The sequence below is a fragment of the Glycomyces lechevalierae genome (assembly GCF_027622945.1).
Taxonomy (GTDB): Bacteria; Actinomycetota; Actinomycetes; order Mycobacteriales; family Micromonosporaceae; genus Glycomyces; species Glycomyces rutgersensis.
In genome coordinates, this window is the sequence record NZ_JAPZVQ010000002.1 from 165,557 (window position 1) to 178,662 (window position 13,106).

The window sequence follows — 13,106 nt, forward strand, 5'->3', positions numbered from 1 at the left end:
CAGCCTGGGGTCACATGGGAGATAATTGATGTACGCACAGGGATACGGAAAACGTACAGGTGTCGAGTAGGTGCAAGCAGACTACGCCAAGCCTCTGGCCGAAACGCAAACCAGACCGATTCCGAGCCTCGTCAGCTCAATCTCTTCGTGCTATCGGGTTCCACAGCGGACCACGGCCCTTTCGTAGGGGCGTGCTGGGTGGGAGATCGTTGGTCGGGATCACCTCGGCCGCGGCAGTGTTCAGAACGAGGCACACACCAGTAAGACCGCCAGCGTGAGCGGTGAGGGACGGCCGGGCAATTAGGGACCCGGTCTACCCCATCACCACCATGCACGGCACAGCACCAGTCCTGAGCGCGCTCCTTGGCGTGCCACGGAAGCACTACACCGCGCCTGCACCGTCATGATGCACGCGGGAAGCACGACCCCGGCCCGGGCACCATTCTGCCCACGGGACGGAAAAGCACTCGGGGAGGGCCGATACTTCCCCGGAGAGCAACACCGCAAGACCGGCGCGGGAGGAGAGTCCACCCGGGCAAGCGCACCAGGCAGGTGCGCTAGGAACGCGGAAGGCATCTTCAGCAGGCACACCGGTAAGGCGTGCGTGGGCGGAAGGGCCTCCCGGGCAAGTGCACGGGGAAGGCGCGGAAGCGACAGGGCCTCCCGGGTCAGCACGGCACCTGCCGGGCGCGATGCGTCGAAGCTCAGGCAGTGAACGATGGTGAGCCGCAGAGCGGCTCCGGATATCCGAAAGGAGGTGAGAAGTCAATGGCGAACACGGCCTCGACTGCGCCACGTGCATGCACGCCCGAACCGATCCGCCTCGAGAGGCACTCGACGAACGTTCCGGCGACCGCTGCCGAAGCGGCGGACAGGGGCGCGGCGATGTTCACGGCAGCACCGATCCGCCGCACCATCGCCGCCCGCCTGAACCCGGCCCAACACCGGCCGGGCACGACCACGCAGCCCAGGGCAGCCTCCTGCCTCGTCGTCGCTGCCGGGTCTGACCCGGCCCAATACCAGCCAGACCGCAGCCACACAACCCGGGCATCCTTCTGCCCCGTCGTCGCTGCCGGATCGAACCCGGCCCAACACCAGCCAGACCGCAGCCACACAACCCGGGCATCCTTCTGCCCCGTCGTCGCCGCCGGATCGAACCCGGCCCAACACCAGCCAGACCGCAGCCACACAACCCGCGCCATCCACCTGCCCCGTCGTCGCTGCCGGATTGAATCCGGCCCCAGTACGCGCCCGGCCGCAGCCTCGCCACCCCAGGTGCACTCCTGCCTCGTCGTCACTGACTGTCTGAAGTCCGCCCGGTGCCCGGTCGGCTCCGCTCGATGGGAACTCGACCGGGGGAGACGGCGCTGACGCCGTCTCTCCGGAACTCGATCAGGCCTTGGTGACCGTGAGCTTTTCGCCCTGGTCGCTGACGCCGACCTCGACCGTGTCGCCGTCGATGATCTTGCCCTCCAGGAGTTCTCGGGAGAGCGGGTCGCCGATCGACGATTGGATGAGGCGGCGGAGCGGGCGGGCGCCGTAGACCGGGTCGAAGCCCCGGTCGGCAAGCCAGGACTTGGCGTCGTCGCTGACGGCGAGGCGCAGTCGGCGAGTCTCCATGCGGTGCTCCAGGAATCGGAGCTGGACTTCCACGATGGCCTTGAGGTGGTCGTGCTCCAGCGCGTGGAAGATGACGATGTCGTCGAGGCGGTTGAGGAACTCCGGCTTGAAGTGGGAGCGGATCGCGGCCATGACCTGGTCGCGCTTCGCGGTGTCCTCCAGCAGCGGGTCGACCAGGGCCGAGGAGCCGAGGTTCGAGGTCATGATGAGGATGACGTTGCGGAAGTCGACCGTCCTGCCCTGGCCGTCCGTCAGGCGGCCGTCGTCCAGGACCTGCAAGAGGGTGTCGAAGACGCGCGGGTGGGCCTTCTCGACCTCGTCGAGGAGCACGACCGAGTACGGGCGGCGGCGCACCGGCTCGGTGAGCTGGCCGCCTTCTTCGTAGCCGACGTAGCCGGGCGGGGCGCCGATGAGGCGGGCCACCGAGTGCTGCTCGGTGTACTCGCCCATGTCGATGCGGATCATGGCCCGGTCGTCGTCGAACATGAACTCGGCCAAGGCCTTCGCGAGCTCGGTCTTGCCGACGCCGGTGGGCCCGGCGAAGATGAACGAGCCGGTGGGCCGGTTCGGGTCGGAGAGGCCCGCGCGGGCGCGGCGCAGGGCGTCGGAGACGACCGTGACCGCTTCGAGCTGGCCGACGACGCGTTCGCCCAGGACCTCTTCGGCGTGGAGGAGCTTGTGGCTCTCGCTCTCCTGGAGGCGGCCGGCGGGGATGCCCGTCCAGGACGAGACGACGTCCGCGATCTCGTCGGCGTCGATCTCCTCCTTGAGCATCGGCTGCTTCGCCGGGTCGGTGTCGGCGCTGGCGAGTTCGGCCTCGGCCTGGGAGAGCTGCTGCTCGAGCTCGGGGATGCGGCCGTAGCGCAGCTGCGCGGCCTTCTCGAGGTCGTATTCGCGTTCGGCGCGTTCGGCCTGCGTCTTGAGGTCGTCGAGTTCCTCCTTCAGCTCGGAGACCTTGCCGATGCGGTGCTTCTCGGACTCCCACTGGCGGGAGAGGGCGGCGAGCTTCTCGCGTTCGTCGGCGAGTTCGCGCTGCAGGGACGCGAGGCGCTCGGCGGAGGCCGGGTCGTCCTTCTCGTTCTGGAGGGCGGTCTCCTCGATCTCGAGGCGGCGCACGGCGCGCTCGATCGTGTCGATCTCCTCGGGGCGCGAGTCGATCTCGATGCGCAGGCGGCTCGCGGCCTCGTCGACCAGGTCGATGGCCTTGTCGGGGAGCCTGCGGTCGGGCAGGTACCGGGCCGAGAGCTGCGCGGCGGCGACCAGCGCGGAGTCCGTGATGCGCACGCCGTGGTGGACCTCGTACCGCTCCTTGAGGCCGCGGAGGATCGCGACGGTGTCCTCGATGGTGGGTTCGCCGACGTACACCTGCTGGAAGCGGCGTTCGAGCGCGGCGTCCTTCTCGATGTGCTCGCGGTACTCGTTGAGGGTCGTCGCGCCGATCATGTGGAGCTCACCGCGCGCGAGGGCGGGCTTGAGCATGTTCCCGGCGTCGAGCGAGCCCTCGGACTTGCCGGCGCCGACCATGGTGTGGAGCTCGTCGATGAACGGGATGATCTCGCCGTCAGAGGATTTGATCTCCTCCAGGACGGACTTGAACCGCTCCTCGAACTGGCCGCGGTACTGCGCGCCGGCGATCATGCTGGCGAGGTCGAGGAGCATGACGCGGCGGTTGCGCAGCGACTCGGGCACGTCCCCGGCGACGATGCGCTGGGCGAGGCCCTCGACGATCGCGGTCTTGCCGACGCCGGGCTCGCCGATGAGGACCGGGTTGTTCTTGGTGCGGCGGGACAGGACCTGGATGACGCGGCGGATCTCGGTGTCGCGGCCGATCACGGGGTCCACTTTGCCGGAGCGGGCGGTCTCGGTGAGGTCGACGGCGTACTTCTCGAGGGCCTTGTAGCCCTGCTCGGGGTCGGCGGTGGAGATCTTGCGGTCGCCGCCGCGCAGGGTCGGGAAGGCGCTGATGAGCTTCTTGTCCGTGGCGCCCTGGGCGGTGAGGAACGTGCCGACCTCGCCGCCGGCCTGCACCAGGCCGGTGATGAGGTGTTCGGTGGAGACGTACTCGTCGCCGTAGTCGGTGGCGATCTTGTCGGCGGCGTTGATGGCGCGCAGGGACTCGCGGGCCATGGACGGCTCCGAGACGGACGGCCCGGAGGCCGACGGGAGCTCGTCGATGCGCCGCTCGGTCTCGGCCGAGACGGTGCCGGGGGTGACGCCGACGAGCTGGAGCAGCCCGGGCGCGGTGGAGCCGTCGACGGTGAGGAGGGCGTCCAGGAGGTGCCAGGGTTCGACGGCCGGGTTCCCGCCGGCGGCGGCGGTGCGCGCGGCCTGGGAGATCACTTCTCGGCTCTTGGTGGTCAAACGGTTGACGTCCACGGTTCCCCTGCTCCTCTGTGCTGTCCTCGAATGCTGTCGCGGCTGTCATCGATGCTGTCGCGAAGGCATCTGTCTCCAGGAGGGCGCGTTGCGGGCGGCTGCCGACGCGACCCGAAGTTGAGTGTATCCGACTCAACTTCCGGAGACGGCTCGATCCGTTTCGCCCGTAGCGTAAAGCCTCGGGCCGCCCGGCCCGGGGTTTATGGGTCGGCGCGGTGGGCGCGAAACCACGGGACGCGGCAGGGCCCCGAGCCGGTCGGCTCGGGGCCCTTTCGTTGCGGCGCCGCTACTTCTTGGCGGTGCTGAGGCCGAAGATCGACTTGATCTTGTCGAGGAAGGACGGCTTGGCCTTCGCGTCGGTCTCGATGGCGGGGGCGTCCGCCTGGGACGGGACCGTCTTCTCGGGGTCGGCCGGGACCTCCTCCGGCTCGTCGATCGCCTCGGCGACGGGCTCCACCGTGCCGGCCTCGACAGTGCTGGCCTCGACCGCGACGTCGTCCTTCTTGGACTCGGTCTCGGGCTCGACCTCGGTCTCGGCGACCGGCTCGGGCTCCGCGGCGGCCTCGGGTTCGGGGTCGGCGACGGGCTCGGGCTCTTCGACCGGTTCGGGCGCGGGCTCGGGCTCGGCCTCTACTGCGGCGGCCTCGGGCTCGGGTTCCGGCGCCGCTTCCGGCTCCGGTTCGGGCTCGGTGTCGACCACGGCCACAGGGGTCTCGGCCGGGGCCTCTTCGAGTTCGGCCTCGATGACCTCGTCGGCCTCGTCCTCGGCGCCGGCCACGAGCAGGGCGCGGAACTCCGCGACCGTCAGGACCGGGACACCGGCCTCCTCGGCCTTCTTCAACCGCGCTTCGGTGGGCTTCACGGTGTCGTCGGCGACCAGGTGGGTGACGGTCTTGGTGAACTGCTTGGCGAGCGCGACATCGGCGTCGGACTCGGCGATCGCGCGGGCGGTTTCGGCGTCGGGGCCGGTGCCCAAGACGATGATCCGGACCTTATCTCCCGTCTTCGTCGGCACGGGGGACCTCCCTTATTCGGTGGTTGTCGGCTGCAGGGGCACTACGGGCTACGCGCCAGGCTATTGCTCAAGAGCGTACCGGGTGCCCAGGTCGCACCGGGCCAGCGGAGAGGACTTATTCCCCTTGATCGGCATTCCTTTGTTGCAGGGCGGTTTCGATGCCCCTCACGCGATCGGAGAGCAAGGTGATGGCCCCGACGGCTCTCGACATTGGATCATCGCTCGATCCCCCGAGCGTCTGCTCCCGCCGGTACGCCTCCTTGACCGCCTCCCAGCGGGCGGCGCGCTCGGGCGTGAGCCGCCCGCGCAGCTCCGCGAGCTTGAGGAGGTTCGCCTCGGCGCCGGACGCGAGGGTCTGCGCCTCGCCCGCGTAGTGGTCGTCGATGACCGCTTCGAGCTCGTCGTCGTTCATCACCGGAACCACCCGTTCGGCGAGCCGGTTCATGTTCCGGTACGAGCCCTGGAGGAGGAACGGCGGCTCGGTGCGCGCGCTGTCGTCCATCGCCGCGGAGGCGATGTACGCGAGGTTGTTGCCCAGCACCGTCTTCTGGATCCGCACGAGCTTGCGCAGCACGGAGAGGACCTGGTCGAGCTCGCCCGCGCTGTACGGGTGGCGCAGCGCTTCGGGCGCGGCCGTCGGGTCGCCGCTCGCGAGGCGGATGAGGACGGCGGTGTCGGCCCGCTCGCGCCCGGCGAGGGGCGCGGTGACCTTGTTCGAGGTGAGCGCGTTCTCGATGTAGGACCGGGCGAACACCTGGTCGCGCCCGGAGAGGACGTCGCCGAGGTTCCACACGTCCGCGCGGTTGGCGAGCATGTCCGGGATGCGGAACTTCTGGCCGGCCTCGGTGTACGGGTTGCCGGCCATGCACACCGCGAACCGCTTGCCGCGCAGGTCGTACGTGCGGGTGCGGCCGTTCCAGACGCCCTCCATCTTCCGCTGCGCGTCGCACAGCGAGATGAACTTCTGCAGCAGCTCGGGATTGGTGTGCTGGATGTCGTCGAGGTAGAGCAGCACGTTGTTGCCGCATTCGAGCGCGAAGTTGATCTTCTCGACCTCGGCGCGGGCGGTCGCGTTCGGCGCGTCATCGGGGTCGACGGAGACCGTCTCGTGCCCGAGCGCGGGCCCGTTGACCTTGACGAGCAGCATCCCGAGCCGGTCGGCGACGTACTCCATGAGGGTCGTCTTGCCGTAGCCGGGCGGGGAGATGAGCATGAGCATGCCGGACTGGTCGGTGCGGCGGCCCTCGCCTGAACCGGCGCCGATCTGCTTGGCGAGGTTCGAGCCGATGAGCGGCAGGTACACGTCGTCGATGAGCTGGTTGCGCACGAACCCGGCCATCGTCTTCGGCTTGAACTCCTCGACCCGCAAGGTGCGCTTGTGGGTCTCGATGATCTCGCCGCGGCGGCGCTGGTAGGCGCGGTAGCCGGGGAGCACGGTGCGGCGGAAGCGGCCGGTGCGGGCCAGGAACTCGTCCAGGCGCAGCGCGAGCACGCGGCCCTCGATGCGCGGGTGGGTGCCGAGCAGGCCCGTGACCCGGCTGGAGAGGTCGGCGGTGACGTCGTACGTGTCGACTTCGGCGAGGATCACGGCGAGCGCTTCGGGCAGGTCCGCCTCATCGAAACCCTCGGGTTCTGCCTGGCGCAGGAACGATTCGAGCCAGACGGCGGCGAGCTCCCATTTGGAGGTCATGTCGTCTTCGAGGGCACGCAGGTCGGACTCGAAGTCGGCCTTGGCGCCCGGCCCGATCTGGCGCTCGAACGCGGCCAGCAGCGAACGGGCCCTCTGGGAGACGGCGAACCCGCCGGAGGGGTCGGCCAGCTCCTCGGCCAGGTACTCCCCCGCGAGGTCGGCGTCGACCTCGAGCGGCAGGAGCGTCGAGTTGAGGTAGTGGTTGACGGCCTCGCCGAGGTCGGCGGCGAGGTCGGCGAGGGCGTCGGCGCGGCCGAAGACGGCACGGGCGCGCGCGAGCGACCGGGCCTGGGTGCGGATCGCGATCCGCTCCTCCTTCGGGATGCCGTGCCCCCAGTAGAGCTGGGCGGCGGCGCGCTCGGCCGAGCGGTAGCGCAGCAGGCCCGAGGCGGCGTAGAGGCGCAGGGCCTCGGCGAGGATCGCGGCGGCGTCCGCGTCGTGCACGCCGCGCTCGTACCCCTCGTCGTAGCGTTCGGCCGCGGCGGCGGCGGTGAACGCGGGGAGGTCTTCAGCGAGGAGCTTCGCGGGCCCGTGCTCGGCGAGGAGCGCGGCCGCCAGGTGCTCGGCGCGGTAGACGCCCTCGTTCTCCGAGGGCAGGAACTGGTGCCAGTACGGCTTCGTGTCCGCGAAGCCGGGGTCGGTGACGACGTGGCGGTAGTCGGTGCCGGTGAGCGAGAACGCGAGCGCGTCCCCGGCGGGCACCAGGGTGAGGTCGAGCGGCTGCGTGTTGACCGGGATGCGGTGCTCGCCGAACTTGACGGCGTCGCCGTCGAAGAGGTCGAGCCGGTCGCTGAGCGCCCGCCCGGCCTCGGCGCGGGCGGCGGCGATGCGACCCTCGATCTCCTCGGCGCGCACGGTGTCGTCGAGGCCGCGCAGCTCGCCGATGACCTTGCGCAGGCGCTCGACCATCGGGTCCGTGGCGAAGTACGTGTTCACTTCGTCCAGTGAGGACAGTGTGGCGGTGCGGCGGGCCACGGCCTCCAGGATGCGGTCGGCCGACTGCGCCAGCTGCTCGGCGCGGCGGGCGGCCTCGTCGAGCAGGTGCTGCTTGCGCGAGGAGAACGCCTCGTAGACGTCGGTCCTCTTGTCCCCCAACTGGGTCAGGAACTCGTCGAAGTCCGCGAAGCGGGTCTCGAGGTTCTCGACGGTGAGCAGGAGGCGGCCCAGCTGCTCGTCGCACGCGGCGGGCGTGTCGGCGGCCGCGATCGCGGCGGTGACGGACTGCCCGAGGAGCGCGAACTCGGCCGCGAACTCCGCTTTGCCTTCGCCCACGGCGAGTTCGCGGCGGCGCGCGGCCAAGGTGGCGCGGGCGCGGTTGACCGCGGCGAGCACTTCCGAGACGCGCCCGAGGATCGCCGTGCGCACGACGGCGTCGCCGATCTCGAGGGTCGCGACCACTTCGGTGAGCGTCTCGAGGCCCCGCTGGCGCTGGTCGAGATCGCCCAGGAGCGGGTCGGACTCGGCGACCGAGGCGATGGCCTCGGCCTTGCGTTCGAGGTCGGCGACCTGCTCGAAGTACGCGGCGAACGCGTCCTCGCGCTCGAGGAACGCCACGGCGCGGCGGCCGGTGCCGTCGAGCGTCTCGGTGACCTCGGCGGCGAGCGCCTCGATCCCGGCGAGGTCGATGTAGCGGGTCTCGCGAAGCGTGACGAGGTGGCCGCCGGCGCCGCGCAGCTCGGCGAGGAGCGCGACCCATTCCTCGGCGGACTTGGGCGCCTCGCCGCGGGCGCGGCGCAGGAGCTTGACGGTGCCGGTCTGCGCCTCCTCCAAGGCCTTCTGGGCTTCGGCGGTGAGTTCGGCGACCGTGGCGTACTCGTCGAGCACGGCCTCGGCGGTGTCGCGCACTTTCGCCAGGCTCTCGTCGAGGCTGTGGAGGCCTTCGTCGCCGAGCCACGGGTAGTCGTCGAGGCAGCGGGTGGCGGCGGCGATGAGCGCTTCGAAGACCGCTTGCGCCGGCTGCATCTCGCGGACCATGCGGGCCACCGAGAGGGCGTCCGAGACGGCGCGCACGGCCTCGGCGTTGCCGATGCGGTGCACGGGGGTGTCCCCGGTTTCCGTTGCGGCGGCGTAGGCCTCGGACACGAAGGGGGTGGACCAGATCTGCATCGGGTGGACGCGGGTGGCCTCTTCGCCGGTGAAGCGGAAGGCCGCGAGGGTGCCGTCGTCGAAGACCGCGTAGCCGTGGACGCTCATCGGCGCGGCCACTTCCTTGCGGATGACGTTGTACGGCAACAGGAGCGAGCGGCCCTCGGCCTCGTGGTAGAAGACGAACAGGACGTCTTCGCCGTTGGGGGAACGGATCACGCGCTTGAAGCGGAGGTCCGTCACATCGTGGTCGAAGGTCTTGAGCTTGCCCTCGTTGAGGTAGTAGCCGCCGGGGAAGATGAGGCCGTGGTCCTCGGGGAGGCGGCGGCAGGCCTGGCCGATCGCGTCCGCGCGAACGATGGTGCCGGTGCGGGAGTTGAAGATCAGGTACCGGGTGACGGTCTCCTTGTAGGGGAGGATCCGCAGGAGGATGAGGGGCCCGATGCGGGCGTAAGCGATCTCGGCGTCCGCGAGCGACTGGAGGGGCTCGGCGACGGGCTCGGTGTAGACGCCTTCGCCGGTCTCGGTGTTGTCCTCGATCTTGACGGTGAGGTCGCCGTTGATGCACTCGACGAAGATCTCGTCTTCGATGGAGACGTGCGGGTGGCGGCCGGTCACGTGGTGCTCGCGGCCGGTGGGGGTCCACTCGAAGTCGTACGGCTCGGGCCAGACGGCGTCCGCGTCGCCGCGGGCGTCCATATAGGCCGGTTCCTTGCCGGCGGCGAGCTGCCAGCGCAGGACGCGCTGGTCGGTCAGCTGCTCGCCGATCTTGAAGACGGCGAGGAGGCGGCCGTCGACCTCGCGCACCTGCAGGAGTTCGGTGGACCGGTAGTACCGGTACATCTCGGTGAAGTCGGCGGTGAACTTGGGCTGGTCGAGCAGGTGCCCGGGTTCGGCGACCTCGGTGAAGGCGAACTCGTTGCCGTCTCTTCTGAAGTCGTGCAGGGTGAAGACGTCGCCCACGTTCGTCTGCGACTTGAGTCCCATGTGGACGTTGTAGCCGAACAGGAGGCGGTCGCCGACGCGGGCGATGTCGCGGGGCACGCAGTTGTTGGCGGTGCGGATGCGGGTGGTGCCCAGGAGGGTGAGCCCGGTGGAGCCGAAGGCGTCGGTGCGCGCGGTGTTGAGCGCTTCGGCGCGGCCGGCGAGCTCGTCGGCGAAGTCGGCGAGGCGGGTCGAGAGGACCTCGTAGGTGCCGGCGTCGAGGGACGAGGCGGGCGCGGCCTCGGTGGCGGGCTTCTCTTCGGCCATGGGTTCCCCTGGGAGCGTTGGGAGTCGGACGGAGGGACCGCGGCCCGGTCGAGGGCCGCGGTCCCGGCGGTGGCTTTATTTGGCGATTTCCAGTGCGGGCTTCTCGGCGACGCCGAGCTCCTTGGCCTTGCCGAGGAGGCCCGAGAGGACGTCGTGGTCGCCGCCGCCCTGCATGAGCTTCACGAGCGCGGCGGAGACGGTGAGGTTCTTGACGTCCTCGCTGCCGACGCCCGAGAGGACGCCCTTGAGGTCCTCGGCGAACGACGTGGAGCCGTTCGTCCAGGAGGCCGCGACGGTCTGCGCCACATCGGAGTGCGCGACGAAGCCGTCCACGGCCTTGCCGTAGCCGATCGCGCCGACGACGCGGTCGAAGAACTGGGTGTCGCCGCCGACGAGCGAGATGTCGGCGTTGCTGAGCCCGGCGGAGATGACCCCGGCCTGCTGCTCGGCGATCGAGCGGCGGGCGTCGATCTCCATGCCGCGCAGCTCCTTCTCCATCTCCAGGCGCAGGCGGTACTCCTCGTGGCCGCGGCTGGCGTCCGAGAGGGCGTCCATGGCGGCGGCCTTCTCGGTGAGGCCGATGGACTCGGCGAGCAGCTTCTCGCGCAGGGCGTTCGCCTCGGCGGTGCCCTTCGCGGCCTGGGCCTCGGCTTCCGCCAGGCCCTTCGCGGAGGTCGCGGTCGCCTCGGCCTTGCCGATGGCGGCCTGGGCTTCGGCTTCGGCGCGGCCCTTGGCCTCGGCGGCCTTCGCCTCGGCGAGCCCGCCCTTCTCGATCGCGTCGGCTTCGGCCTCGCGGACCTGGACGGCGGCGAGGCCCGGGGCGGCCGCGATGGCCTGGTCCCCTTCGGCCTGGCGGATCTTGGCGCGGGCCTCGAGCTCGGCGGCCTGCTGGGCGGCCTCGGCCTCGGTGAGGCGCTGGCGGGCGAGGTGCTTGGACGCGGCCTCGGCGGCCTCGGCGCGCTTGATGTCCTTGACCAGGCTCTCCTGGGCTTCGGCCTCGGCGAGGATGATGACCTTCTGGCGTTCGCGCTCGGCCTCTTCGGTGGCGCGCAGGCGCTTGATGCCCTCTTCCTGCTCGGCGACGGTCTTCTCGACGGCGATGCGCTCGCGGATGACGTCGGCGATGTCGCGCTTCTGCGCCTCGAGCTCCTTGTTGGCGGCGATGCGGGCGAGCTCTTCCTCCCGCTCGCGGGCGACGACCTCGAGGATGCGGTCCTTCTCGATGCGCTCGGTCTCGACGGCGATCACGCGTTCGCGGTTCTTCTCGGCGACGGCGATCTCGCGGAGGCGGTTCTCGTGCTGGATGCCCGTGGCCTCTTCGGTCTTGATGCGGGCGGTCTCGCTCTTGAGGCGCTCCTCGGCCTGGACCTTCTGGGTCTCGGCGGCCTCGCGGGCGCGGAGGGTGTCGATCTCGCGCTGCTGGCGGATCTCGGCCTCGGTCTGGCGGCGCTCGAGTTCGAGCACGGCCTCGCGGGCCTCGACGTCCTGGCGCTTGATCTCCTTCTCCTCGGTGCGGCGGTGCTCGTTGGTGGTGACCGCTTCGATGGCGGTGAGCTGGGTGATCTTGCGGATGCCCTGCGCGTCGAGGATGTTCTTGGGGTCGAGCTGGTCCATCGGGGTCTGCTCGAGGTAGTCGATCGCGGCGTCCTCGAGGGAGTAGCCGTTGAGGTCGGTGCCGATCACGTTGAGGATGCGGTCGCGGAACTCGTCGCGGTTGGTGTAGAGGTCGGTGAAGTCGAGCTGCTTGCCGACGGTCTTGAGGGCCTCGGCGAACTTGGCGTTGAACAGCTCCTGCAGCGTCTCCTGGTCGGAGGCGCGCTTGGTGCCGATCGCGCCGGCGACGTTGAGGACGTCCTCGACGGTGGCGTTGACGCGCACGAAGAACGTGATGGAGATGTCGGCGCGGATGTTGTCCTGGCAGATCAGGCCGTCCTTGCCCGCGCGGTTGATCTCGATGGTCTTGACCGAGATGTCCATGTACTCGGCGCGGTGGATGATCGGCAGGACCAGCGCGGAGGTGAAGGACACTTTGCGCGTGCGCAGCTTCGTCACGACGAGGGCCTGGCCGGGCGCGACCTTGCGGTAGAGCCGGATGATCATGAGCAGCAGGCCGATGAAGACGATCGCGACGACCACGAACGTGATCAGCGTCGCCGAGTTGGTGGCGTCCATGCGGTGGTTCCTAACGAGACTTCGGGGGAACGGGACTTCTGCGGGGCGCGAGTTGGCAGCGCCGCCGCGGCGGGCGTGGTCACACCCTAACCGGCACGCGCCCGCCCGTGGGTACGCGAGGGTGTTCGCGGCACGAATGGGGGAGCTCGCAAACCGGGCGCAACGTGGCAATACGTGTGAGTCCACTATGGCCGGGGGAGGGTGATTCAGGCCTCCAGGACGACGTCCGGGGGGAGCGCCACCGGGACGACGAGGAAGACCTTCTCGATCTCGTCGTAGTCGAAGACGACGACCTTGGAGTGGCGCGCGAACAGGTCCTCGTCGATGCCCTCGGGCTCGTGCGCGGAACGGCGCACGTTGATGAGGAGCAGGCTGCCCTCGTCGTCGGTGATCTCGGCCTGGCCGGAGTCGAGGGTGACGGTGCCGGTGCGGACCACGCAGACCCTGCCCACGAGGTCGGCGTGCGCCGTGGCGGGCGCGTCCTCGAAGAGCTTCGCGAGCGGCCGGGTGAGCAGTTTCGCGCCGAGCATCCCGACGCCGATGCCGGCGACGAGCACGGCCGTGCCGGTGAGGGCCGCGGGGACGAACATGTTGGCGCTGCGCACCCAGGTCGTGCCGAGCACGGTCACGATCCAGCCCAACGTGATCCAGAGCGAGAGGACGACGGTGAAGGGGACCTCGCCGAAGCCGAAGGCCGACCAGAACCCGCCGGTGTCGAGCTCGGCGTCGCCGCCGACCTCCACGATGTCGACGTCGAGCGCGCCGATGATGACGGTGAGCCAGTACAGGACCACGACGACGAGGCCGAATGAGAAGACGACCGGTGGGAAGGATAGGGCGATATCCAGAAACTCACTCATGGGGCAACGGGTCCTTATAGGCGTATCCGAAGGCCCG

At 69.9% G+C, this 13,106-nt stretch carries 5 protein-coding genes; all 5 read right to left on the reverse strand.

Annotation, left to right across the window (positions count from 1 at the left end):
* Window positions 1-1,392: 1,392 nt before the first annotated feature.
* The gene (gene clpB / locus O2L01_RS04395) at window positions 1,393-3,996 is read right to left on the reverse strand and encodes an ATP-dependent chaperone ClpB (protein WP_270120642.1); all 2,604 of its coding nucleotides are present in this window, start codon (window positions 3,994-3,996) and stop codon (window positions 1,393-1,395) included.
* A gap of 286 nt (window positions 3,997-4,282) precedes the next feature.
* On the reverse strand, window positions 4,283-5,011 hold the full coding sequence (locus O2L01_RS04400; RefSeq protein ID WP_270120643.1) for a hypothetical protein: 729 nt from the start codon (window positions 5,009-5,011) through the stop codon (window positions 4,283-4,285).
* 115 nt (window positions 5,012-5,126) lie between these two features.
* Window positions 5,127-10,037, reverse strand: a complete 4,911-nt coding sequence (locus tag O2L01_RS04405; RefSeq protein WP_270120644.1) for a DNA repair ATPase — start codon at window positions 10,035-10,037, stop codon at window positions 5,127-5,129.
* Window positions 10,038-10,112: 75 nt separating this feature from the next.
* Window positions 10,113-12,209 carry an SPFH domain-containing protein gene (locus O2L01_RS04410; RefSeq protein ID WP_270120645.1) on the reverse strand — a complete coding sequence of 699 codons (2,097 nt, stop codon included), beginning with the start codon at window positions 12,207-12,209 and terminating at the stop codon, window positions 10,113-10,115.
* A 206-nt stretch (window positions 12,210-12,415) separates the two neighbouring features.
* Entirely contained in the window at window positions 12,416-13,069 is a 654-nt protein-coding gene (locus tag O2L01_RS04415; protein WP_270120646.1) for a hypothetical protein, read from the reverse strand.
* Window positions 13,070-13,106: the final 37 nt, after the last annotated feature.